This is a genomic window from Bacillus sp. FSL M8-0266 (assembly GCF_038613425.1).
GTDB lineage: Bacteria > Bacillota > Bacilli > Bacillales > Bacillaceae > Bacillus > Bacillus pumilus.
The window spans coordinates 1,260,548-1,283,300 of record NZ_CP152015.1 but is presented as its reverse complement, the minus strand read 5'-3'; the positions used below and the strand labels follow the sequence as shown (position 1 = coordinate 1,283,300).

Sequence of the window (22,753 nt, the reverse complement as noted above, 5' to 3'; positions counted from 1 at the left end):
ATAGACTTGCATACAATAATCTATACGCTGCAACGATTGAGGTGCCAATAAATGAAAAAGAAAATCAAACAATTGAGATATGTTCAGTTTGCTGAATATAAGTCGTCGCCTTATATGCGTCGATTAAATGAGCAAAGTGAAGCAGTCATCCAATCATACAAACAGAAACACTCACTTACTTAACAGCTTCAGAAGTTTTTCCTTCGTTTTAGGTCCGTATATCCCATCACTTGTCAGACCATTTACCAGCTGAAAACGCGCTACGGCGTTCGCCGTTTTTTCTCCGTAAACTCCGTCTATTCCTTTATTTGCAGCTGCTTTATCAGGATAAAAATAAACAGCAGCAAGCGCCTGTTGGACGAGGCGTACGTGCTCTCCCTTTGTCAATGGAGAAGTCACCTTTAAAACCCCATCTGGCAGCTCATACAAGCTCTTTGCATCGTTAAGATAAATTTTGAGAACCTGTCCAATTTGAATCTTATTCGGATCGCTAATGTCATTCCACTTCTGTAAATCCTGAACTGTGACCCCATGAGCTTTCGCAATACTCGTTAACGTATCCCCGCTTTTCACGACATACGTGATGACCGTCTCCGGATCTTCTGCCGTTTCAATCCCTTTTTTAAATTCATCCCAAGTAGATAGAAGCTGGCGTGGGCATGCTTTTCCAGACCAGTACTGATGTGTGACCACGTTTGCTAGCGGAATGTGATGTTCTTTTAACAGCTTTTGAATGAGCCATTGTGCATGTTTGACCGCTTGCTGAAAATTTCCATCTTCATTCTCACAAATTTCAATACCGATCGACTTCCGGTTACCCTTCCCATGACCATCCCCTGCATGCCAGCCATTTTCATTTAATGGCAGATGCTGAAAGATTTCATGATCATCCACTGTAAAGTGCCAGCTCACCTCAGTCGTTGGGCTTTTTACATAGACCGCATGACTTTTCGCATCCGCTCCCTTTGACGTGTTTGCTGTGTTATGCACCGTTACATACTCCGGTGTCATCGCATATCCTGGGCGGTTCCCGTTTCCAACTGGAATAAAATCTTGATAAATTTGTACCATCTACTGCACTCCCTTTTGCTAGATTGAATTGATCTTTCTCATCAATCGGTGGCGTTCGTAAGACAATACTTGTTTGTTTTCATGAGAAGACTATGGTAAAATTTGAATTCAATTCACTCTTTTTATTAGTGAAAAGTGCAAAAATACAGAAAAAAACAGGAATTAATTCCATTTTTCCTTGATTTTATGTTAAAATTGTTAAAAATATGCCGATATAAAAAGTAAGTAATAGCTCATTTAGCTATTTAGTCCTATATGGACTTTTCTTTTACGCCAAAAATAGAACATACGTTTGTATGGAGGTTTTCAAATGACTGGTTTTTTAACCCATTTAGAAGAAGATATTAAGCGTTTATATGATCAATTGCAAATAAGCGGTCCTGCTTATAGAGAGATGCAAAGGATCGCTTCTGAATTTCGTGTATGGGTCCATTACGAAGAGACTGGCAGCATGATGATCCAGCATCAAGGTCTTTACAGTATTATCTTAAACAGATCCCTATCACCTGAAGAACAGTGGCAGGATTTTGCCCACGAGCTTTGTCATGTGCTAAAGCATACAGGCAATCATTTCAAAATGAACAAACTCTTTCGAGAACTGCAGGAGTTTCAGGCAAAACAATTCATGTACCACTTTTGTGTGCCAACCTTTATGCTGCTGAAAATGAAGCTTCCAACCCTTCGGCAGCAAGCCATTTTGCATATTGCTCAAACGTTTCACGTCACTTGGGCTTTTGCTGAAAAACGGGTTGCCTTATTCGAACAGCGAAAAGCAGGTATTCGCTTTCAACAGGAGTTTACGTCTTATTTAATGAAAGCAGAAAGAGTCGCAGAAAAAGAAGCCGTTTATCAAACGTAAATAATCGGACATAAAACGATAGAAGTTTATTCATAAAGGGCTAATACTTGTTTGAGTACATTTGTGTACCGATAAAATTGTTCAGTTTGTGTATCTCGCCGGTATCGACGCCTAAAGTCTTGAAAGAATGCTCTTCTTTGCGCCTGACTAATTTCAAGTTGTACACTTTTTCCTGTCAAACATTTGTTATTGATATTATCAGGATGCGTTCCAGAAAAACGATCAGATTCGGCTAGCAGCAATGCGTGAAAGCCATTTAGCGTTAAACGCTTCACAGTTTCTGCCGCTCTTTCTCTGTCCGTACCCCCCACTAACGTTTGAAGCACCTCTGTTTCTCCGTAACCATGAAGTGCAAACGTATAATGATGGGTATGCACCTCTGAAAGGCAAAGCGGCTCATCAAAGCGTGTGCTTGTAATATGAAGAACATGATTGCCTTTTACTTTAAGGCCTTCAAATAAATACATAGAATAATCACAAGATATTTCATGAACGAGCTCACTCACGCCTGATTCAATTCCTCCGGCATGAGGCGACAAAACTAGTAGCTGGTCACCTTTCCGCTCATGAAGAATTTGATAATCAATCCCTTTTCTTTCATGAGCGGAAAGCTCTTCATAACTTTGATACGTATCGATAATTTGCCTCATGTCATCTGCTCCATTTCTTTATATGAGCATAAGTCTACTGATCCCTCATTCTTTTGTAAAGAGGTTTCGAATCAAATATACCACTTGAATTCTTCCTTAAATCTTCCTTACATTTACGCCATTCTGTTGAATTTTGAGAAAAAATGACCGATAATTGAAATGGATAGAACTTTTGGACTATATGAATCTTTTTGTATTCTCTCTCATAAATTAGAAATATTGTGATCTACATCTGGAGGAAATCATGTTAAAAAAGAAAACGACCCTCACTCTGATCATTTTACTCCTTAGCTTCGCTGGCATTATTTATTGGAAATGCTTCTCTCTTCAAGGCGTGTCTCACGGAACATTCATCCGCTCGATGTCATCACCTGACGGAATGTACATCATCAACACCTATCAGCATAGCGGAGGAAAGCTAAAGGAAAACGCAGTCAGAGCAGAAATTGAAAACAAACTGACCCACCGCAAGAAAACGATTTACTGGAAATACCCTGATAAAGACCCTCTCATCCAATGGAAAAACGGACAGCTTGTTCAAATTGGACATGAATTTTTAAATGTGGTGAAAGGCGACACGTATGATTATCGCTTTGATCAGAACAAGAGAAAATAACGACATACAAAAAACGAATCCTCTTGGATTCGTTTTTTACGTTGACATGACGGTTTGCATGAATTTCTCCATATCCTTACTAACCGTCGTCAATCGATCGACAATTTCACTAAACTCTGTCACAAGTGAAGCCTGTTCTGATGAAGAACCTTTCATATGGTCCATACTCTCAAGTAATGTATGTATATTGGAGGAAATTCCTTGCAGTGAGCTTTCGATGTTTTCTGTTGCACGTGAAGTTTCACTTGAAAGCTTTTGAACCTCACTTGCTACAACACTAAAACCTGCTCCCTCTTTTCCTGCCCTGGCCGCTTCAATTGACGCATTCAATCCTAGCAAACTCGTTTGTTTCGAGATGCCTTTAATCATTTTTGTAATATCGGTTGTTTGTTTCGAGCTTTCAAGAGTTTGCTGCGTTTGTAAGGTCATCTCCTCACTTGTAGCAGAAAGCTCCTCTGAATGTGCCGCCACCACGTGTACTTTTTCTTGAATACTTTGAATAATGTCATTCAATGATTCCATATATGCTTCAAGCTCTAATTGATTTTTGAGCGGAAAACCTAAAGCGAGTGCACCAATCACTTGCCCATTTCCATCAAAAATGGGCAATCCCATTGCATTTAAAGGTACTCCATATACTGATTCAGGCACAAACATACTCGATGTCTCACCTCTCAGCGCTTTTTTCATATTCAGATCATCTGGTTTAATACGTTCACCAGCTCGAATTTGAAAATCAACATCTTTCGATGGCAAATACAGCAAAAATTTCTCTCGGTCAATGACACCCATCGTCACTTCATTTTTTAAAATTTGCATCATATAAGGTGCTGCTGTCACTATACTCTGTAGTATATCCATTTTCCCTACCCCCTTGTATTATTTATCGGTCGTTCTTCTTAAAATAATAGTTATTTTTTAAAAATAATGATGATGATGAAAGTTATTTCTCATATGTACGAGTAAAAAGAAGGATATTCCCTATTTATATTCAACAAAACGTAAATTTGCTATAATTTAAGTATCAACATATGATGAAATGGTCATGTAATCATTTTATATATATTCATTGGAGGCGCATGTTGTGAGACAACCTATGACATATGAGCGGGCGATCGTCATTGGCAGTGGTATGACGGGAATACTCGCCGCAAAAGTTTTATCAACGTTTTATCATCAAGTTTTCATGATCGAAAAGGACGAAATGCCAGACTCTCCTAAGAATCGTCTCGGCACTCCTCAAGCTTTTCATCCACATAGAATGCTGCCACTAGGCAAGCAAATAGTGGAACGTCTATTTCCTGGTTATACAAAAGAGTTACTGACAATGGGCGGATTTAATACGTGGCATCAACCCTCTCGATTTATCACAAAAGATGGTGAATTAACGCTTACCGATACCGAAGAAACAGCCGTCACAAGACGTGCCATGCTAGAGTGGGTGCTGATGCAAAGAATGTTAAGTGAAAAACGGGTGCAATGTTTAGAAAAACATGAAGCCCTCTCACTTCAGTTGAAAGAGGGAACAAACCAAGTCATCGGACTGATCGTGAAAGATCGGCATGAAAAACCAGGACGCATTTTTGAAATGAAAGCAAACTTAGTGATCGATACATCTGGAAGAATGTCTAAATTGCCAAAATGGCTGAAGGATGCTGGACTGACCTTACCGCGGGCAGATGAATTAACTGTGTCACTCGGTTACAGCACAAGATACTACAAGATACCACCAGAAGCGCCATACCAGCAATCAATGGTCGTCGTGGGTCAGCCGGAGAGGCAAATCCCAACAGGACTGTTTGAACGGGTAGATCATGATTTAGTAGCTGTTCTTCTCTCTGCAGCTGGCGGATCACATTATCCAACAACGGATGCTGATCAATTTGATTCCGAAACGGCTGCACTGACCCATCCCGCAATAGCAGATGCCATTACTCATTTAACGCCCTATACAAAACCAAAAGGATTTAGAGTCCCTTCTTGCGTGAGATATCACTATGAACAAATGCACGATTGGCCGAGTGGATTATTGGTGATGGGCGATGCCTTGTGTACGTTAGATCCTATTCATGGGCAAGGAATGACAAAGGCCGCACTCGAAGCACAAACTCTTGAGCGTATGCTCAAACAAGCACAAAAAAAGGAGCAGCTATCTTTTGAAAAGGACACATTACAACAAATGCAGCATGCCAATGAACTCGGCTGGTGGCTTTGTGCGATTGCTGATATGGCGTGGGAAGGCGTCAAATTAAAAGGAGAAACAACCATTCCCCATTTGACGTTCATACAAGGATTTTTAAATCGCTACGTACAATACACCATAGTAACAAAACAGCCTGAACGTCTTGAAGCGTATCACCAAATGCATTCTTTCTTATTAGAACCGAGAGAAATCATCAACTTAGAACAGTTGCATAACATGATTCAAGCCGACACCTTTGGAGAAACGGCCGAATGGTGGAGTCAGTGGGATCAAGAGGACGATGAACGCAATCGAGCTTTTATCCATGAAGCGGTTCCTGACTTTCGTTTACAGCACTTGCTTTCATTAGATTGAAACAAAAAAAGCCCCTTAGTGGGGCTTTTTCATTAACGTAATAATTGAAGTACGTTTTGTGGCTGTTGATTTGCTTGAGCTAACATTGCTTGAGAAGCTTGAGAAAGAATGTTGTTCTTTGTGAACTCACTCATTTCTTTTGCCATGTCAACGTCACGAATACGAGACTCAGCAGCTGTTAAGTTTTCAGCAGAAGCGCTAAGGTTGTTAATTGTATGCTCTAGACGGTTTTGGACCGCACCAAGCTTAGATCGCTGATCAGACACTTGCTTAATGGCTGTTTCAATAATACCAAGTTGTGCATCAAATCCAGCAGCTTCCTCGCCATCTTCACCACTTGCACTAATAAATTTTGTCACATCGATTCCAGCAACAGAACCAGATCCATCTTCACCTTCAGCAGTCCCATCTGTACCTAAAACTGAAGCACCCATGTTTTCAATGTTAAGTGTAATTTGTTGTGTTGCGTTTGCACCGATTTGGAATACAAGGCTTTGTGCCTCACCTTCTCCTTCAGTACCCTTAGACGAATAAGTCCCGTCTAATAATTTTTTCCCGTTAAACTCTGTACGAGTAGAAATGCTTGTAATCTCATCTTGCAAGTTTGAGATTTCATCTTGAATTGATGCTAAATCCTCTTCCTGTTGTGTACCTGTGTTCCCTGCTTGAACAACAAGCTCACGAATACGTTGAAGTATCGCATGAGATTCAGTCAATGCACCTTCAGCCGTTTGAATAAGAGAGATACCATCTTGAGAGTTTTTAGTAGCCATTTCTAAACCACGGATTTGACTTCTCATTTTTTCAGAGATCGCAAGTCCTGCTGCGTCATCCCCTGCACGATTGATGCGAAGACCAGAAGAAAGTTTCTCCATGTTCTTTTGGCTTGAACCGTTGTTAGCAGAAAGACGATTCAATGTGTTAAGTGCTGCGATATTGTGGTTAATTCTCATGTTAAATGACCTCCATGTGTTTGAACCAATTAGACATCCTTGCCCAAAAGTTCTAAATTAGAATTTTTTTGTAAGCCTTACAATCCATTTATCGAACTTTAATGGAATTTGTTTAACAAAAAAGGATTAAATAAGGGAAAAGTCTCACTCATTATGATCATTTCGCTAGTGTATACCAAATTTAAAGGTCATTTTTCATGATTTACCAGAGGGATTTAAGAATCATAAGACTGGGGAAAAATCGAAGAAAAAAACACCATAAAAAAAAGCCCCATTAAGGGGCCTGTCATTAACGTAGTAATTGAAGTACGTTTTGTGGCTGTTGGTTCGCTTGTGCAAGCATTGCTTGAGACGCTTGAGAAAGAATGTTGTTCTTTGTGAACTCACTCATTTCTTTCGCCATGTCAACGTCACGGATACGAGACTCAGCTGCTGTTAAGTTTTCAGAAGAAGCACCAAGGTTGTTGATTGTGTGCTCTAGACGGTTTTGAACTGCACCAAGTTTACCACGTTGAGCAGATACTTGGTTGATAGCTGAATCAACAATGTTTAATTGCTCATCAAAACCACCAGTGTCATCAGCAGCTACATCTGCAAATTTAGTTACATCAATATCTTTAACAGATTGGTTAGCTAAGATTGCTCTTCCAGTTGTATCAGCTGGATCTTTAGCTCCAAGTCCATCAGTGCTCATCTTTTCAATGTTGACTGAAATTTGTTGAGTTGCGTTAGCACCGATTTGGAATACTAAAGATTTCTCAGTAGCAGTTGGTGCTGCAGGATCAGCAGGAGCTTTAAATGTACCATCTAATAATTTCTTACCGTTAAACTCTGTACGATTTGAGATACCGTCTACTTCTTCTTGTAGAGCTTTAATCTCATCTTGAATAGATTGAAGATCAGTAGTTTTATCCTGTGTACCAGTATTTCCAGCTTGAACGACTAGTTCACGTACACGTTGAAGGATTGAGTGAGTTTCAGTCAATGCGCCTTCAGCTGTTTGGATAAGTGAGATACCGTCTTGTGCGTTTTTAGAAGCCATTTCTAATCCGCGGATTTGTCCACGCATTTTTTCAGAAATCGCAAGACCTGCTGCGTCATCTCCTGCACGGTTGATTTTAAGACCAGAAGAAAGTTTCTCCATGTTCTTTTGGCTCGCACCGTTGTTTGCAGACAAACGGTTTAAAGTGTTAAGTGCTGCGATATTGTGGTTAATTCTCATTTCCTATTACCTCCATGTAATTGGGACCTGACAGACGTCCTTGTCTGAAAAAAGTCCTTTGTTCTAGGGTTTATCTACCCTGATAATTAAAATATCGGTTTGTTTGAGAGGATGTTTAGCATGATTTAAGATTAATTTATTAAATTATCTGTCTAAATTCATAATTTCAATTGGCACTTTTTCTCAATTCTTATTAAAAAATTCAAGGTTATCCATATTTTTTAATTAATAAATGTAAAAAAAGCCCCATAAAGGGGCCTGCCATTAACGTAATAATTGAAGTACGTTTTGCGGTTGTTGGTTTGCTTGTGCAAGCATTGCTTGAGACGCTTGAGAAAGAATGTTGTTCTTTGTGAACTCACTCATTTCTTTCGCCATATCAACGTCACGGATACGAGACTCTGCCGCTGTTAAGTTTTCACCAGAAGCACCAAGGTTGTTAATTGTATGCTCTAGACGATTTTGGACCGCACCTAGTTTAGCACGTTGAGATGATACTTGGTTAATTGCATCGTCAACAATTTTTAACTGTGCATCGTAACCAACAGTTGCTGTCGCAGGTGCATTATCAGCAAATTTAGTTACATCTAAAGAAGAGACATTTAAAGTATCGCTTGTTCCAAGTGCATCAGCAGACATTGCATCAATGTTAACTTTAATTTGTTGCGTAGCATTTGCACCAATTTGGAAAACCAAATCCTTTTGATCTGCAGGAGTATCTGTATTAACTTTGTATTCTCCAGTTAGTAATTTTTTACCGTTAAATTCTGTACGGTTAGAAATACCGTCAATCTCTTCGATTAATGCATCCATTTCATCTTTAATAGCAGTTAAATCTTCACCTTGTTGTGTACCCGTGTTACCAGCTTGAACTGTTAGTTCACGCATACGTTGAAGGATTGAGTGAGTTTCAGTCAATGCACCTTCAGCTGTTTGGATAAGAGAGATACCGTCCTGTGCGTTTTTAGATGCCATTTCTAATCCGCGGATTTGTCCACGCATTTTTTCAGAAATCGCAAGACCTGCTGCGTCATCTCCTGCACGGTTGATTTTAAGACCAGAAGAAAGTTTCTCCATGTTCTTTTGGCTCGCACCGTTGTTTGCAGACAAACGGTTCAATGTGTTAAGTGCTGCGATATTGTGGTTAATTCTCATTTCCTATTACCTCCATGTATGTGGGACCTGACAGACGTCCTTGTCTGAAAAAAGCCCTTTGTTCTAGGGTTTATCTACCCTGACAATTAAAATATCGGTTTGTCTTAAAGGATGTTTAGCATGATTTAAGATTAATTTATTAAATTATCTGTCTAAATTCATAATTTCTATCGGTACTTTTTTCTCAATCCTTATTAAAAATTCAAGTTTTTCCATATTCTTTAATTAATAAATATAAAGAAGCCCCATAAAGGGGCCTGTCATTAACGTAGTAATTGAAGTACGTTTTGTGGCTGTTGGTTTGCTTGTGCAAGCATTGCTTGAGACGCTTGAGAAAGAATGTTGTTCTTTGTGAACTCACTCATTTCTTTCGCCATGTCAACGTCGCGGATACGAGACTCAGCAGCCGTTAAGTTTTCAGCAGATGCACCAAGGTTGTTGATTGTGTGCTCTAGACGGTTTTGGACTGCACCAAGTTTACCACGTTGAGCAGATACTTGGTTAATAGCTGCATCAACAATCTTTAGTTGAGTATCAAAACCAACATCAGTAGCATCTGCTGCATTATCAGCAAATTTTCTTACATCGATGTCTTTAACGGCTTGATTTGCTACAATATTCCCAGCATTTTTAACTCCTAATGCATCAGTACTCATTTTATCAATATGAACTGAAATTTGTTGAGTTCCGTTAGCTCCGATTTGGAACACTAAAGCATTACCAGTTGCTGGGACTGCTGGTGTTCCTGTACTTGGATCAGCTGGATCTGTTGGCGGAATTGCTGGTGTTCCTGGGGTTCCTTCAAACGAACCATCTAATAATTTTTTACCGTTAAACTCTGTACGATTTGAGATACCATCTACTTCTTCTTGTAAAGCTGTAATTTCATCTTGGATAGATTGTAGATCTGTATCTTTATCCTGTGTCCCAGTGTTTCCAGCTTGTACAACTAGTTCACGAACACGTTGAAGGATTGAGTGAGTTTCAGTCAATGCACCTTCAGCTGTTTGGATAAGTGAGATACCGTCTTGTGCGTTTTTAGAAGCCATTTCTAGTCCGCGGATTTGTCCACGCATTTTTTCAGAGATTGCAAGACCTGCTGCATCGTCTCCTGCACGGTTGATTTTAAGACCAGAAGAAAGTTTCTCCATGTTCTTTTGGCTCGCACCGTTGTTTGCAGACAAACGGTTCAATGTGTTAAGTGCTGCGATATTGTGGTTAATTCTCATTTCCCATTACCTCCATGTAATTGGGACCTGACAGACGTCCTTGTCTGAAAAAAGTCCTTTATTCTAGGGGTTTTATGCCCCGTCAATTCTTTTATCGGATTATTTTATAGGAAGTTTAGCACTTTAAAGATTTATTAATTAATTTATCAGCCTTAATTCATGATTTAATTCTATGAAAAAGCTATGTTGTGAGCTCCGTTTGAAAATTTTATTGTTTCTTAACGCACTTTTAACTTAAAGTACGACAGCACATAAAATGATTCCAAAATGAGATCGCCTACAAGCAATAAACCAGTGAACAAAAAAAGCCCCATTAAGGGGCCTGTCATTAACGTAGTAATTGAAGTACGTTTTGTGGCTGTTGGTTCGCTTGTGCAAGCATTGCTTGAGACGCTTGAGAAAGAATGTTGTTCTTTGTGAACTCACTCATTTCTTTCGCCATGTCAACGTCACGGATACGAGACTCAGCAGCTGTTAAGTTTTCAGAAGAAGCACCAAGGTTGTTGATTGTGTGCTCTAGACGGTTTTGAACTGCACCAAGTTTAGAACGCTGTGCAGAAACTTGTTTGATAGCTCCATCAACGATTGCTAACTGATCATCGAATCCACCATCTTCATTAGCTGCAATTGTTTCAAATTTAGATACATCGATATCTTTAACAGATTTACCTGTCTCAATTGCACCATTGCCGTCATCAACGCCTAAAGCAGCAGCGCTCATACCTTGAATGTTTACCTTAATTTGTTGTGTAGCATTTGCACCAATTTGGAATACTAAAGCATCACCAGGAATTGCAGGTGTACCTGTACTTGGATCAGCTGGATCTGTCGGCGGAACTGCTGGTGTGCCTGTTCCATTAAACGTACCATTTAATAATTTTTTTCCGTTAAACTCAGTACGATTAGAAATACCATCTACTTCTTCAACAAGCGCTGTGATCTCATCTTTAATTGCAGTTAAGTCTTCACCTTGCTGTGTCCCAGTGTTTCCAGCTTGAACAACGAGCTCACGTACACGTTGAAGGATCGAGTGAGTTTCAGTCAATGCACCTTCAGCTGTTTGGATAAGTGAGATACCGTCTTGTGCGTTTTTAGAAGCCATTTCTAATCCGCGGATTTGCCCACGCATTTTTTCAGAGATTGCAAGACCTGCTGCGTCATCTCCTGCACGGTTGATTTTAAGACCAGAAGAAAGTTTCTCCATGTTCTTTTGGCTCGCACCGTTGTTTGCAGACAAACGGTTCAATGTGTTAAGTGCTGCGATATTGTGGTTAATTCTCATTTCTTATTACCTCCGTGTAATTGGGACCTGACAGACGTCCTTGTCTGAAAAAAGTCCTTCGTTCTAGGGCTTATCAACCCTAACAATTTTATTATCGGTCGTGGTTATAGGATGTTTAGAAGATTCTTTAAAAGATATCACATTTTTATCATGACGATGATCCTAATTTTAACAATTTCATAAAGACAAAAGCTGCTGATCTATCATCAGCAGTTTTGCCATTATATGAATATCATACAGTATTGTTTGATATCAAACATTAAAATATTTTGGTACACAACGTACTCTTTCTTACTTGTGAAAGGACCTTTATTGTGTTCATAGAAGTTCATACCAACTCCAAAGCTTCTTTCTTTGTACCAGTTAAGAAAATCGTTGATTTCTTTCATTGAGAGCAAATAATCCTTTTGCAGTCCGTTTATCATGGTAATTGAAAGTATACCTTTTGTTGCTTCTTCACCAGGTTTTGTCCCGTCCTGATCTTTTGGTTCTTCTGTTGACCCATCACCAGGTTTTGTTCCATCCTGATCTTTCGGTTCTTCTGTTGTGCCATCACCAGGTTTTGTTCCATCCTGATCTTTCGGTTCTTCTGTTGTGCCATCACCTGGCTTAGTTCCGTCCTGATCTTTCGGTCCTTCTGTTGTGCCATCATCTGGCTTTGCTTCATCTTCAGTTATTCGCAACTCGCTTAATGGAATAGAAATCACTGATTTGTAATCACTTTTTACAGAGAGGTTTCTCATGCTATTCGAGTAGTCACGTCCGCCAATGACATACAATTGGTCATCAACAATTACTGCCACAGCTGATACTCTACCTTCTGGCAAATCATACGCTGAATTTTTAAATTGACCATCTTTCGGATTGAAAATTTGAACGATATTCAGCATTTCACTTGAACGATCACCAGTCCGTTGTCCACCAATAACGAAGAATTTCCCATTATTTGCTTCGTAGGCCGGTTCAAATACAGTTGAAGTTAAGTCACTATCTTTTAATTTACTCTATTTATCTGTTGAAATATCATACTGGAACAAAGATCTTTCTCTACTATGTCCAATCAAATTTTCGCCGCCTGCAACATATATTTTGCCGTCAATTGCAGAAATGGCTCTCCCATTTCGAGATGGTAAAGCCGATGAGTTCAAGCTCTTCCATTCACCAGAGGCTGTATTATACTGATAGACATTATTCTTATAAGAGTTTTTTGAAGATACAATATATATATTCTCTTTCACTGCAACTGCGTACAAAGTTCCTTTGTCATAAGTTGAAAATACAGGGTCTCTTGGAATTTGAATCGGTTCTTCAGCCCACTGATCAAGTTCTGTATCATATATATCAATCGTGTTATAAGCTGTTTTTGTTTCTTCGTTTATTCCACCTATTAGATATATTTTCTTACCTACTGTAGCATATGTACCGCCTGTTCTATTTGTCGGCATGCTCGTTTTTTCTTCCCAAACATCTTTCTTAGGGTCATACATAAATGTTTGATTATTTAACTTATTTTTTCACTTGCGCCACCAAATAAATAAATTTTTCCATCTACCACTCCTACACCGGCATTAATACGTTCTTCTGGTAAATCAGCTCGTTTTGTCCATCCAGTTGATTTTGTTTCTGCATCTGCTTTAAATGGACTAAGAGTACTTGTTAAAAGAAGTACCATGATAAATAGTAAAAATTTCTTTTTCATTTTTATTCCTCCACATCATTATATTCCCTCCTTTTATCGATCTAACATTTGTAAAGTTTACAATTTAATGGTTTTTCAAATAAACTTTTTATAATAAAATCCTCATACATACATCACCGGCGTTGTATTTTAATAATCTTGCCGCCTCGACGATAAAACCTCGGCACACGGCTGCTTAAAGTAGCGATGACTTCGTAGTTGATTGTATTGAGCATTTCAGCGATTTCATCGACAAAAATTTCTCCGCCTTTTTGACGACCGTATATGACGACTTCCTCATCTTGCTTTGCTTTCATTTCTCCCAGACTGATCATCGTCATATCCATTGTGACTCGGCCAGCAATCGGCATTCGTTTTCCGCGGAAAAGCATAAATCCCCGATTTGATAAAGCACGTGAGTACCCATCTGCGTAACCGATCGGTATGGTGGCAATGACTTCATCCGGTTTTGCTACATATGTTGCACCATAACTGACGGTCCTTGGCTCTGTCACCATTTCCTTTACGAACGCAATCCTTGCTTTTAAACTGAGAGCGGGCTCTAGCTGAACAGCGTCTAAGCTTTTAATGTATTGAGAAGGATACAGTCCATAAAGTCCGATGCCTAGCCGAATCATATCGGCGCTAAATTCAGGAAACGCGATGGCAGCCGCTGTATTGTTCATATGTACGGTCGGCAGCTTAATTCCTTGTTTTTTCAAAAAACGAAGAAAATCAATAAAAATGCTGTGCTGCAGCTGCGTAAAATCAGGGTCAGGCTCATCTGCAGTGGAAAAATGCGTAAAAATCCCGTCCCATCTAAGGTTTTCACTCTTTTCAAGTGCCTCCACCACTCCTAAAAGCTCTTCCTTCGTCCGTACACCTAATCGCCCCATCCCTGTGTCGACATTGACATGTATCCCAAGCCGGCGCTGACTTTCTTCTTCCGCTAAGATCTCATTTGCTTCAACAATCCAGTCTTCACGAAGGCCAGATAGATCAATTCTCCAGGCCGCAGCCCTTTTCACACAGTCGAGCGGGGTAAATCCAAGAACCAAAATCGGTGCTTCAATTTTTGCTCTTCGCAGCACAATGCCTTCCTCCAAGCTAGCTACTGCGAGCTCCGTCGCACCGCTTTCCAGTGCCTGCCGGGCTACCTCCACTGAGCCATGTCCATAAGCATTCGCCTTCACGACAGCCATGATCTTACTTTTCCTTGGAATATGCGCTTGAATGGCTTCGATATTTCTTTTAATCGCATCGAGATTGACTTCGATCCAGACTTCCCTGCATAGCTTTTTCATTTATTTTTCCTCCTCATCACATGAGCGTTCTTTCTATCTCCATGCTCGCTTTTGCGTCTAGTCTATCTTTATTCATTTTTGAGAAAAACATTCAACTACAATGACTGGACCTGCTTTGTCTTGTTTCACATAAAAAAAGAAACCACATCAACTGTGATTTCTTCTCTATGAGCGATGATATTCAATTTCATCCGCAGATTTCATCATTTCATCAATATCATGATAAATCTCCTGCAAATTTTCCCGTTCAGTTAAGTATTGAGCATTGCTCTTAGGAACAGGCACATCAAATTGCAGGAAGTTGATTGTCATCGCGTGTAATTCTTGGTCATTCATTGTGAACCTTAATTCAAGCGTCGAGACCTCTTCTTTATCATCACTCTCCGCTACATCATCAATCGGCACACCATCTTCTAACATCTCAACTTGTTTCAAATCTTTCAAGGAAATATCTGTGACTGCAAATCTTTTTTTTCTAGTTGACCCGCCAGGCTGATGTTCAATAAAGCGCATTTTCTTTAACTCATCATCAATCGCAAAGCCCTTATCAACTTGCTCTGAAAATATATAGGTAGATGCTTGAAACCCATCTTCGTGAAAAAACATCATCATTTTGTCCAATAATATGTTGGGATCATTCTGTTCTTTTCGCCTTTGTAATCTACCGGCTATGAATAAAATGACCAGTCCTCCGATGATGCTGAGAACCGTCCCCAATCCATTCCCTACATCTACGAAAACAGTAAAACCTAAAATAGCAATCATAAAAGCAATGACAATGCCTATGATGAATATCACACAATGCTCCTCCTATCATGACCCTTCATGAATGGTTTAGCCATAGTATAGCATTTGAAGCAAGATGATTTAAGAATATAAATCTGATAGGAAGAAAAACAGACCATAAAGGTCTGCTTTTCTTATTGAATTTCGTTCAAGTGTTTAAAAGATAGGTAGTAAGAACTCACACACGCCTTCTTCTTCTCTATATCTCTCCATAATAGATGCCTGACGCATGTTCAATTGATTGTTTTGGATCATTTGAGGCAATTGGCTCCAAAACAAATTCACTTTTTCGATTGTATGTGTCACTGTAAACACAGCATACTTTCCCCCTTCAAAATGTCCAGTCTGAACCATTTGATCTTTTGAGAAATCTCTATTTGTCATCAACATGAGGTCGTATCTGCATTTTTCTGGTGGAATTTTTCCAGGATCATCTTGAGGAACACCATATATACCAAATTCCTTTAATTCATCATTTAATTGATGTTGATTGATCCATTTTTTAAATCTCTTCATCATCTCTATATTTTCTTTGTTGCCATATGGTCCTATATTCCTCATATACACCATCTTCATATTGCTTACTATTTCAATTTTGTAATTCATGATTCCCCTCCAACTCTTATTGGAAGATTGGCCAATCATTCCTTACATCCAACGGTAACATCCTTTAAAATATAATGCAGTAGGATATTAAAAATAATTGAATTATGTTGGAAAAACATTCACAGGAATTGCGATTTAGATAATTAAGTCATCTCATTTTCTCTTAAAATAGCATGTCCAATTTTTTAAAATAAAAAAGACCGGTCTTTAGCCGCTCACTTGTTTATTGATTTTCCTTTGAAGATTTAGCAAAGAGAAGGGTGACAATCAAATAGATAATTGTTCCGAAAAATAGACCATTTAACAAGCTGATAAACAACATCTTACAAACCAGGCCAACATAATAAGACACTGGCGTCCCCGGAAACATCGCCATATTGAACAGACTAATCATAAAGGTTAAAGCAAAAAATATAATGAAAATCTTTCGAAATACTGTTGATTTTAACATTGTCATTTCACTTCCTCCTCTGTATGTTTTCTATGGGAAAAATATTCTTTATACATAGCGTATATTCCGTTTTATAGTAAAAAGCCCTTTAAGGGCTTTTTACTTAAGCAGTATAACCAATACTTGCAGTATGACCTCTCCTAGCTTCATCATGACTTGCTGTCACTTCAGACGTAAAATAACCAACAACACTTATGACACTAATCATCACGAATACTACTGATAACGTTTTAAATTTCATACTGACAGTCCCCCCGCTTTACTTGAGTTTGGAAATAAAGAATCTTTTCATAGAAATGCATCGCGTTGTCTTTATCTCCCATTTCATTATAATATTTTGCAGCATCTTTTGCTAAATCTTCAAGGTCAGGATACATTGACTTTACTTCTAACAATTCCATTATTTTTTCCAACTGCTCAAAATTATTGTCAATGTATAGGGATCTTAAAAACTTGAATATCAATAATAAAATATGGTCTTTCAGCTTTTCAGATAGTTCTATGCCGTTATTTAAAGCGTATGTACCTAAATCCTGTTCTTTCTTTTTGAAGTAGGCTTTTGACAACATAATGAGCGGATCTAAGATTCTATTTAAATGCTCGTATCCCTGCTCTTTAAATGCTCGAATTGAATCATTAAAGTGAGTAATCGCTTGTGCTAATTCTTTGTTATGAAAATAACTCAACCCTAAATTATAAAGTGCTGATCCTTTTAATCGTTTTGTTGAGTTGTCGGCGGCTTTTTCTAGTGCGTGTTGAAAATGGGGTATCGCTTTTTCGGGGCAACCCATATCGATGTAGTTTAATCCAATCACAAAAGAACATTGAATTTCTCTGACTGTGTATGTATCTTTTTCTCGGTAACATTCTATCGCCTGTGCGATATGGTGCATCGACATGTGGGTTTGTTTCATGTGGTAATAGATTTCTGCCATCTTGTAATTGAACTCGGCACGTTCAATATCGTCGCTGACAAGAGACAGCTTTTTTTCTGCCCGCTTATAGAAGGTAATCGCATTTAGGTATTCATAGTTTTCAAATTCGTACATGCCGTAGAAAAAATTGAAGTAATACTCGAGCAATCCTGTTAATTTTTCTTGATCCCTTTTGATCTTCATTGCGAGTTCCCTAAAGTTCGCCCGCTCTTTCCCATTTTCTAAAGGATTCAAGTAATCAAGCATTAATTTATGTCTGAACTCCATAAGTGAGAAATACAATAATAAATCTTGATTCTCTTCCATATGATCAAGCATTGATTTGATTTCTTCTTTATATGCCTCGGCGTCCGGTACGTTAAATCGTTGAATATGATAATACCATTCATTGATTTTCAAGCCGACGTGAGAAGAAAGCACTTTCTTCATCAGACCTTACCCCTTCCTCTATTTCCCCTATAATGACATATATTATCATTTTATGATTCTTCCAGCACCGAAAAGAAACCGCAAAAGAACAAAAAAAGCTTCTTGAAAGAAGCCATGTGAGTGATCATAATTTTGAGAAGGAGGAATAACTGAGCTCGAATCAGTGCCCTCTGTACTCTCTAAGATTTGATGATAACATCAGGTCTAACGAAATATATGTATCTAGTCTATCCTTCACGTCATACTTGTTTTAATCGTTTCCATTTACGAATTTGAGTACGGAAATTTTTAAAAGGGGCGACGGTATTCACATGAATAAATTTATAAACTGGCCAAACAGCCTTTGCTGTAGCTTCATCCGCCCATTTTCGTTGATGAGGTTCAAACAATTCTTCTTCACTCATACGATCCAACATATCACAAATAGTTAACACATTCTGTTTGAGCTGAGCTCTTAATGCGACTAGTGGTTGACAAGCATACTTCTCATTAAAAAGAGAATATAATGCGCCAAGCTGATTCCATTTATATCCTTCTGCTGGCGTATGGACAACCTTTCCTTCAGTTTCGTCTTGCTCCCATTGAAGCAGCAGGGTTGTCCAACCAACTTGATAAGCCAAATTTTCTGCAGGAGTTCGGCTCACATCCTCTATTCGATCATCTTTCATTTCTTCTGGAATCATATCAAATTCTTCATCGTATTGATTGTACGTCTTCATGATTGCTTGCTTTAAAACATCTTTTGACTCATAGCTTGTCATATGATTCACCTCTAGTTTTTTTTGTGCAAATTTTTCTCGGAACATATCTTGCAAAAGTACAAAAAAGTAACTGTAGCTCATGCCTTCTGTTTTACAGTCTCTATGATAATCAAACTCTTAATCGAGCGAAAAAGCAATAGCTCAATAAAGAAAAGCTATAAAAGCGGCTGCGAAAAAAGAAGACACTCTTTACGTTCCATCATAAACAAACACTCAGTATCTCTCCCCAGGCCCCCCTTCTTCTACAACAGCCTTCCAGCCTCTTTTTTGATAAAAAGTCAAAGCGTTGTGATTGTCAGAGACACATATAAGGGTGACTGGAGTTCCCAGCACTTTGATAGCATGTTTGAGCAGCAGATCGCCAGCTCCTTGACCAGTCGCTTCTGGATGTACAAACAAGAGGTGAATAAAACGATCTGGTACATAGAGCAAGATGAATCCGAGGATTTTATTGTTTTCCTCAGCTAAGAAAATTTTTTCCTCCCATGTATTCTCATCAAAGTCATATAAATTCATGTCATCTGAGTTCAACCAATGAAAGCTTTGACGACGAGACGCTAAATAAACCTCTCTTAATTGTGGATAGTCTACCGTTTTTGCTCCTCGAATGAGCAATAGAATCCCCTCGTTTTGATTGAAATGTGAAGCTCTGATTTAACTCGACACTTCTTCCTCTTTTCTACCTAGTTTCATTGATAACTGAACACCAATCATTAACGAGACAATGACAAGCATGGCAACAATGGAAGCTTGAAAGTGTCCGCTTAGATCGAAAACTAGGCCAATAAAAAATGGACCAAACCCGCCCATGATATACCCGCCCATCTGCGACATGGCGGACCAGGTTCCGGCTTCCTCTGGAGTACGCGTCTCAATAATGGGCAGCATAAGTGCTAAAGGAAATAATCCACCTGCCCCAATACCTAGGAAAATGACGGCTGGCAAAATAGGCATTGGAAGTAGAAGGAAAATAAGGCCGATCAACTCTGACACACTGCATAAGATCAGAAATAATTTCGGTTTTCCTAAGCGAGTGACAACCCCTGGAACAAGTAATGCCACTGGAATCTGAATCAGTGTAAATATCGTTAGCAGCATAGCGGCATACTGTGGACTATTGCCAAAACTAAGGGCGATGGGTGAAATCCATGCTGTTAACGAGTAAAACATACTGGACATAAAGCCAAAGAACAAGGTGAATTGAATGGCTTTTTTGTTTCGCAGTGGCAGCCTTAGCGGTAAAACTGTATGATCAGCTTGTTGTTTTTTCCGAGCCAGCCCTAGCCATAAGATCAATGCGATGATCCCTAAAACCGCCCAGCAAGACAAGGCGAGCGGAAGATTATGCTCATTGCGAAGATAAATCGGAATGGTGAAGCCGGAAGCAAGTGCTGCCCCAATCGTCATCGAAATAGAATAAACACTCACAATCCCCGGATTTTTCGGGAAATACTTTTTGATAAAACTAGACAACAAAGGACCTGCAAAGCTAATCCCAACTCCTCCTGCAAATGCAGTGATAAGAAGGACGGCAACCGTTTGACTCGTCCCACGTAGTCCAGTAGCGATCGTGATGAGAAGAATCGAGAAAAAAAGCGTTCTCTCTAAACCAAAACGGCGGCTTAGTTTAGTTGCTACAGGTGCAAACACCCCCATGCACAAGACCGGTAAAGTGGTTAGAAGACTTGCTGTCAGCGCACTAACACCAAGCTCTGATTGGATCATACTCATCATAGAAGCCACGGACGTAATGATTGGGCGCAAGTTTAATGCAGCTAAAAATAAAGCGGCTAAATAAAATATTTTTTTCATCAATGCACTTCTTCCTCTCTCAACTTGTTGAAGTTACTTTGAGTATAAATCTGCCGCATTCATTGATCAATACAATAATTCGTATTATAATGATAGTAAAAAACTATCATCAATGAGAGGATGACAAATGGATACTCGGCATATTACATATTTCATGGCTGTATTCGATCATTTACATTTCACAAAAGCTGCTGAGCAATTAGGGATATCACAGCCTACATTAAGCCAGCAAATTCGGCTGCTTGAAGCAGAAGTTGGGATGCCGCTCTTTGATCGAATCGGCAAAAAAGTCGTCGCAACCGAAGCGGGTACTCTGCTTTATCAATATGGGATGAAAATGCTTCAAGCTGAAAGAGATGCAAAAAATGCGATGAAAGAACTATTATCTGAAAAACGGGGAAACGTTCGACTTGCAGTTCTCCCTTCCGATCTTGACTTTCAGCTTGTTCCGCTATTTGTAGAATTTAAAACACTTTATCCTGAAACCAATTTGAAAGCATATTCAACGATCTTCGTTCGTGAAGAAGTTCTGTCGCATAAAGTGGATCTCGGCATCGGACTGAGAGGGCCTGCGGATAAGCGTCTCATTCAAATTCCACTTGGAAGTGAGCCCTACGAATTATTTGTTCATTCAGAAAGTGAACTAGCCCAAAAGAATGAAGTGACATTGGAAGAGCTAACGCAGCATGCTTTGGTCATGTATCCGAAGGGGTATCTAGGAAGGGATTTAGTAGATGACGTATGTAAAGAACAGGGTGTTGAACTAGACACTGTCATGGACGTTGGGTCCGCAGCTTCATTATTGCAGCTGGTTGAAGCTGGCATCGGTGCAACCATTCAGCCGCGAGGATTGCTACAACAACATTCGACGTGGCCAAATATTGTTTCGATTCCTATTGCTGATCCGGCACCTGTTCGTCACTTGGAATTAACTTATTATGCAGATCGATTTGTCAGCAAAGCGCAGCAGCAGCTATCTGAATGGCTGATAGACTTTTTCAAATCGAAAACAAACTAAAAAGTGAGGTTAAAACATGAGTGCAAACAGCATATTTACAAGGACACACCGGGTTGTTATTCGCCAATTTGATCTGCAAGATATTGAAGCATTTTATCAGTATCGAGCAGATCCCTTTATTGCAACATTTCAATCCTAGGAAAACTATACGTACGAAGAAGCTGAATCATTTGTTCAACATCTAATGACGCAAAAACCTAATCAACCAAGGACATGGTTTCAATGCGCCATTGCCTTACCTGAATCCAATCAACTGATAGGAGATTGCGCCATTCATACACTTGACAGCGAGCTTAGAATCGTTGAAATCGGATTTACACTCGCACCTGAATTTCAAGGAAAGGGCTATATTCACGAAGCATTGAGTTCAAGGCTCGAATATATTTTCACTACACTGAACAAGCATAAAATCATTGCCTTTACTGATGTGCGCAATGAAAAATCTATTCGAGTGCTGGAACGTTTAGAAATGAGTCGCGAAGGACATTTGCTTCAAAATGATATGTCAAAAGGACATCGGGTTGATGAATATCAATATACGATTCTTCAATCGGAGTGGGTCCGTACCTCATTAAAAGACGCTTTTGATAAACCTTCTATATACATATAGAACTTTTCTATAACGCTCACCATGCTTTCTTTTTTTATAATAGAAAAAAAGAAATGTGGTGGCGTATATGTCTACAACGATCGGAATTATGGGCGGGATGGGTCCTTTAGCAACGATTGATCTGATGAAAAAAATCATTTCTCATACTCCAGCGATAAAAGATCAGGATCATATCCATGTGATTGCTGATAATTATCCGCAAATCCCTGATAGAACCAATGCCATATTTGGGAAAGGCGAAGATCCTACAGATGATATGATTGCATCAGCTAAGAGATTAGAACGTGCAGGAGCGGACTTTATTCTCATTGCATGCAATACCGCTCACTTCTTTTTAGAAAACGTACGACATTCCACTCATATCCCTATCATGAATATGCCATTAGAAACCGCAAATTATCTAAACAAACATCACTATACATCTGTGGGCTTACTATGTACTGATGGAACATTAAAAACTAAGCTCTATCAAAAGGCTTGTGCTCATCACAATATTGACATCATCACTCCTAGTGAAGAGCTTCAGAAAAACGTGATGAATGGGATATATGCGGTGAAAGCAGGAAAATTAAGTGAAGGCGAAAGTGAATTGGCGTTAGCTGCAGAAATATTAATCAATCAAGGGGCAGAAGCCATCATTGCCGGCTGTACAGAAATCCCCTTAGTCCTAAGGTCAACTAAAGATGTGAAAGTGATTGACCCTACTGTCATTTTGGCGAAAGAAGCTGTAAAATTAGTGTATGAGCTTGAAAAGCTAAACATTTAAAGA

The 22,753-nt window shown here is 39.2% G+C and carries 25 protein-coding genes and 2 pseudogenes; 7 read left to right on the top strand and 20 right to left on the bottom strand.

Annotated features, from left to right (window positions below; genetic code table 11):
* Window positions 1–51: 51 nt before the first annotated feature.
* Complete coding sequence (locus tag MKY83_RS06350) at window positions 52–183, top strand: hypothetical protein (protein WP_257474525.1); 132 nt, start codon at window positions 52–54, stop codon at window positions 181–183.
* On the opposite strand, the gene MKY83_RS06345 is transcribed toward MKY83_RS06350, so the two are convergent.
* Entirely contained in the window at window positions 172–1,071 is a 900-nt protein-coding gene (locus MKY83_RS06345) for an N-acetylmuramoyl-L-alanine amidase (protein ID WP_342488377.1), read from the bottom strand. The genes MKY83_RS06350 and MKY83_RS06345 overlap by 12 nt on opposite strands.
* 310 nt (window positions 1,072–1,381) lie before the next feature.
* Between MKY83_RS06345 and MKY83_RS06340 the strand changes: the two genes are divergently transcribed.
* Entirely contained in the window at window positions 1,382–1,930 is a 549-nt protein-coding gene (locus tag MKY83_RS06340) for an ImmA/IrrE family metallo-endopeptidase (protein WP_065097685.1), read from the top strand.
* 26 nt (window positions 1,931–1,956) lie between these two features.
* Here MKY83_RS06340 and MKY83_RS06335 read toward each other — a convergent pair whose 3' ends face one another.
* Window positions 1,957–2,580, bottom strand: coding sequence for a poly-gamma-glutamate hydrolase family protein (locus tag MKY83_RS06335; RefSeq protein ID WP_065097686.1), 624 nt, complete (start codon window positions 2,578–2,580; stop codon window positions 1,957–1,959).
* Window positions 2,581–2,824: 244 nt separating this feature from the next.
* On the opposite strand from MKY83_RS06335, the gene MKY83_RS06330 reads away from it, so the two are divergent.
* Window positions 2,825–3,196 carry a DUF5412 domain-containing protein gene (locus MKY83_RS06330; RefSeq protein ID WP_044138938.1) on the top strand — a complete coding sequence of 124 codons (372 nt, stop codon included), beginning with the start codon at window positions 2,825–2,827 and terminating at the stop codon, window positions 3,194–3,196.
* A 36-nt stretch (window positions 3,197–3,232) separates the two neighbouring features.
* Here the strand turns inward: MKY83_RS06330 and MKY83_RS06325 are convergent, their stop codons facing one another.
* Window positions 3,233–4,057, bottom strand: coding sequence for a methyl-accepting chemotaxis protein (locus MKY83_RS06325; RefSeq protein ID WP_342488375.1), 825 nt, complete (start codon window positions 4,055–4,057; stop codon window positions 3,233–3,235).
* A 223-nt stretch (window positions 4,058–4,280) separates the two neighbouring features.
* Here MKY83_RS06325 and MKY83_RS06320 point away from each other — a divergent pair, with 223 nt between their 5' ends.
* Window positions 4,281–5,753 carry an FAD-dependent monooxygenase gene (locus MKY83_RS06320; protein WP_342488374.1) on the top strand — a complete coding sequence of 491 codons (1,473 nt, stop codon included), beginning with the start codon at window positions 4,281–4,283 and terminating at the stop codon, window positions 5,751–5,753.
* 32 nt (window positions 5,754–5,785) lie between these two features.
* On the opposite strand, the gene hag (MKY83_RS06315) is transcribed toward MKY83_RS06320, so the two are convergent.
* The 17 genes and pseudogenes from hag (MKY83_RS06315) to MKY83_RS06235 all read right to left on the bottom strand — a co-directional run bounded on the left by hag (MKY83_RS06315) (window position 5,786) and on the right by MKY83_RS06235 (window position 20,356).
* Window positions 5,786–6,706, bottom strand: coding sequence for a flagellin Hag (hag, locus tag MKY83_RS06315; RefSeq protein WP_319610467.1), 921 nt, complete (start codon window positions 6,704–6,706; stop codon window positions 5,786–5,788).
* Window positions 6,707–6,995: 289 nt separating this feature from the next.
* The gene (gene hag, locus MKY83_RS06310; protein ID WP_319610466.1) at window positions 6,996–7,928 is read right to left on the bottom strand and encodes a flagellin Hag; all 933 of its coding nucleotides are present in this window, start codon (window positions 7,926–7,928) and stop codon (window positions 6,996–6,998) included.
* Window positions 7,929–8,192: 264 nt separating this feature from the next.
* Complete coding sequence (gene hag / locus MKY83_RS06305; RefSeq protein ID WP_319610465.1) at window positions 8,193–9,083, bottom strand: flagellin Hag; 891 nt, start codon at window positions 9,081–9,083, stop codon at window positions 8,193–8,195.
* A gap of 263 nt (window positions 9,084–9,346) precedes the next feature.
* On the bottom strand, window positions 9,347–10,312 hold the full coding sequence (gene hag / locus MKY83_RS06300) for a flagellin Hag (RefSeq protein WP_319610464.1): 966 nt from the start codon (window positions 10,310–10,312) through the stop codon (window positions 9,347–9,349).
* Window positions 10,313–10,640: 328 nt separating this feature from the next.
* Complete coding sequence (gene hag, locus MKY83_RS06295) at window positions 10,641–11,594, bottom strand: flagellin Hag (protein WP_319610463.1); 954 nt, start codon at window positions 11,592–11,594, stop codon at window positions 10,641–10,643.
* A 221-nt stretch (window positions 11,595–11,815) separates the two neighbouring features.
* Entirely contained in the window at window positions 11,816–12,484 is a 669-nt protein-coding gene (locus MKY83_RS06290) for a hypothetical protein (RefSeq protein WP_342488370.1), read from the bottom strand.
* A 114-nt stretch (window positions 12,485–12,598) separates the two neighbouring features.
* A complete protein-coding gene (locus MKY83_RS06285; protein WP_319610461.1) occupies window positions 12,599–13,039 on the bottom strand; it encodes a kelch repeat-containing protein in 441 nt (146 codons plus the stop codon).
* A 56-nt stretch (window positions 13,040–13,095) separates the two neighbouring features.
* Window positions 13,096–13,293, bottom strand: coding sequence for a hypothetical protein (locus tag MKY83_RS06280; RefSeq protein WP_319610460.1), 198 nt, complete (start codon window positions 13,291–13,293; stop codon window positions 13,096–13,098).
* A gap of 102 nt (window positions 13,294–13,395) precedes the next feature.
* A pseudogene (gene alr / locus MKY83_RS06275) lies at window positions 13,396–14,576 on the bottom strand (alanine racemase).
* 165 nt (window positions 14,577–14,741) lie between these two features.
* Complete coding sequence (locus tag MKY83_RS06270) at window positions 14,742–15,374, bottom strand: hypothetical protein (RefSeq protein ID WP_065097691.1); 633 nt, start codon at window positions 15,372–15,374, stop codon at window positions 14,742–14,744.
* A gap of 144 nt (window positions 15,375–15,518) precedes the next feature.
* A complete protein-coding gene (locus MKY83_RS06265; protein WP_342488367.1) occupies window positions 15,519–15,968 on the bottom strand; it encodes a GyrI-like domain-containing protein in 450 nt (149 codons plus the stop codon).
* A gap of 223 nt (window positions 15,969–16,191) precedes the next feature.
* Entirely contained in the window at window positions 16,192–16,425 is a 234-nt protein-coding gene (locus MKY83_RS06260) for a hypothetical protein (protein ID WP_065097693.1), read from the bottom strand.
* A 97-nt stretch (window positions 16,426–16,522) separates the two neighbouring features.
* Complete coding sequence (locus MKY83_RS06255) at window positions 16,523–16,660, bottom strand: hypothetical protein (protein ID WP_012009633.1); 138 nt, start codon at window positions 16,658–16,660, stop codon at window positions 16,523–16,525.
* Complete coding sequence (locus MKY83_RS06250) at window positions 16,650–17,783, bottom strand: tetratricopeptide repeat protein (RefSeq protein WP_342488366.1); 1,134 nt, start codon at window positions 17,781–17,783, stop codon at window positions 16,650–16,652. Before MKY83_RS06250 ends, MKY83_RS06255 begins: the two co-directional genes overlap by 11 nt.
* A gap of 239 nt (window positions 17,784–18,022) precedes the next feature.
* Window positions 18,023–18,544, bottom strand: a complete 522-nt coding sequence (locus MKY83_RS06245) for a ClbS/DfsB family four-helix bundle protein (protein WP_342488365.1) — start codon at window positions 18,542–18,544, stop codon at window positions 18,023–18,025.
* Between the two features lie 213 nt (window positions 18,545–18,757).
* Window positions 18,758–19,159 (bottom strand): GNAT family N-acetyltransferase, encoded by a 402-nt coding sequence (locus MKY83_RS06240; RefSeq protein WP_342488364.1) that lies wholly within the window; start codon window positions 19,157–19,159, stop codon window positions 18,758–18,760.
* Window positions 19,160–19,198: 39 nt separating this feature from the next.
* Window positions 19,199–20,356: an MFS transporter gene (locus MKY83_RS06235; RefSeq protein ID WP_065097696.1), complete on the bottom strand. Its 1,158-nt coding sequence runs from the start codon at window positions 20,354–20,356 to the stop codon at window positions 19,199–19,201.
* A gap of 127 nt (window positions 20,357–20,483) precedes the next feature.
* Between MKY83_RS06235 and MKY83_RS06230 the strand changes: the two genes are divergently transcribed.
* The 3 genes and pseudogenes from MKY83_RS06230 to MKY83_RS06220 all read left to right on the top strand — a co-directional run bounded on the left by MKY83_RS06230 (window position 20,484) and on the right by MKY83_RS06220 (window position 22,750).
* Window positions 20,484–21,374 carry a LysR family transcriptional regulator gene (locus tag MKY83_RS06230; RefSeq protein ID WP_065097697.1) on the top strand — a complete coding sequence of 297 codons (891 nt, stop codon included), beginning with the start codon at window positions 20,484–20,486 and terminating at the stop codon, window positions 21,372–21,374.
* Between the two features lie 16 nt (window positions 21,375–21,390).
* Window positions 21,391–21,984, top strand: a pseudogene (locus MKY83_RS06225) (GNAT family protein).
* Window positions 21,985–22,051: 67 nt separating this feature from the next.
* Window positions 22,052–22,750 carry an amino acid racemase gene (locus MKY83_RS06220; protein WP_065097698.1) on the top strand — a complete coding sequence of 233 codons (699 nt, stop codon included), beginning with the start codon at window positions 22,052–22,054 and terminating at the stop codon, window positions 22,748–22,750.
* Window positions 22,751–22,753: the final 3 nt, after the last annotated feature.

Coding starts and splice junctions, on each gene's coding strand:
- MKY83_RS06350 (WP_257474525.1), top strand. CDS start 52: ATGAAAAAGAAAATCAAACAATTGAGATATGTTCAGTTTGCTGAATAT.
- MKY83_RS06345 (WP_342488377.1), bottom strand. CDS start 1,071: ATGGTACAAATTTATCAAGATTTTATTCCAGTTGGAAACGGGAACCGC.
- MKY83_RS06340 (WP_065097685.1), top strand. CDS start 1,382: ATGACTGGTTTTTTAACCCATTTAGAAGAAGATATTAAGCGTTTATAT.
- MKY83_RS06335 (WP_065097686.1), bottom strand. CDS start 2,580: ATGAGGCAAATTATCGATACGTATCAAAGTTATGAAGAGCTTTCCGCT.
- MKY83_RS06330 (WP_044138938.1), top strand. CDS start 2,825: ATGTTAAAAAAGAAAACGACCCTCACTCTGATCATTTTACTCCTTAGC.
- MKY83_RS06325 (WP_342488375.1), bottom strand. CDS start 4,057: ATGGATATACTACAGAGTATAGTGACAGCAGCACCTTATATGATGCAA.
- hag (WP_319610467.1), bottom strand. CDS start 6,706: ATGAGAATTAACCACAATATCGCAGCACTTAACACATTGAATCGTCTT.
- hag (WP_319610466.1), bottom strand. CDS start 7,928: ATGAGAATTAACCACAATATCGCAGCACTTAACACTTTAAACCGTTTG.
- hag (WP_319610465.1), bottom strand. CDS start 9,083: ATGAGAATTAACCACAATATCGCAGCACTTAACACATTGAACCGTTTG.
- hag (WP_319610464.1), bottom strand. CDS start 10,312: ATGAGAATTAACCACAATATCGCAGCACTTAACACATTGAACCGTTTG.
- hag (WP_319610463.1), bottom strand. CDS start 11,594: ATGAGAATTAACCACAATATCGCAGCACTTAACACATTGAACCGTTTG.
- MKY83_RS06290 (WP_342488370.1), bottom strand. CDS start 12,484: ATGCTGAATATCGTTCAAATTTTCAATCCGAAAGATGGTCAATTTAAA.
- MKY83_RS06285 (WP_319610461.1), bottom strand. CDS start 13,039: ATGCCGACAAATAGAACAGGCGGTACATATGCTACAGTAGGTAAGAAA.
- MKY83_RS06280 (WP_319610460.1), bottom strand. CDS start 13,293: ATGAAAAAGAAATTTTTACTATTTATCATGGTACTTCTTTTAACAAGT.
- MKY83_RS06265 (WP_342488367.1), bottom strand. CDS start 15,968: ATGAATTACAAAATTGAAATAGTAAGCAATATGAAGATGGTGTATATG.
- MKY83_RS06260 (WP_065097693.1), bottom strand. CDS start 16,425: ATGACAATGTTAAAATCAACAGTATTTCGAAAGATTTTCATTATATTT.
- MKY83_RS06255 (WP_012009633.1), bottom strand. CDS start 16,660: ATGAAATTTAAAACGTTATCAGTAGTATTCGTGATGATTAGTGTCATA.
- MKY83_RS06250 (WP_342488366.1), bottom strand. CDS start 17,783: ATGAAGAAAGTGCTTTCTTCTCACGTCGGCTTGAAAATCAATGAATGG.
- MKY83_RS06245 (WP_342488365.1), bottom strand. CDS start 18,544: ATGACAAGCTATGAGTCAAAAGATGTTTTAAAGCAAGCAATCATGAAG.
- MKY83_RS06235 (WP_065097696.1), bottom strand. CDS start 20,356: ATGAAAAAAATATTTTATTTAGCCGCTTTATTTTTAGCTGCATTAAAC.
- MKY83_RS06230 (WP_065097697.1), top strand. CDS start 20,484: ATGGATACTCGGCATATTACATATTTCATGGCTGTATTCGATCATTTA.
- MKY83_RS06220 (WP_065097698.1), top strand. CDS start 22,052: ATGTCTACAACGATCGGAATTATGGGCGGGATGGGTCCTTTAGCAACG.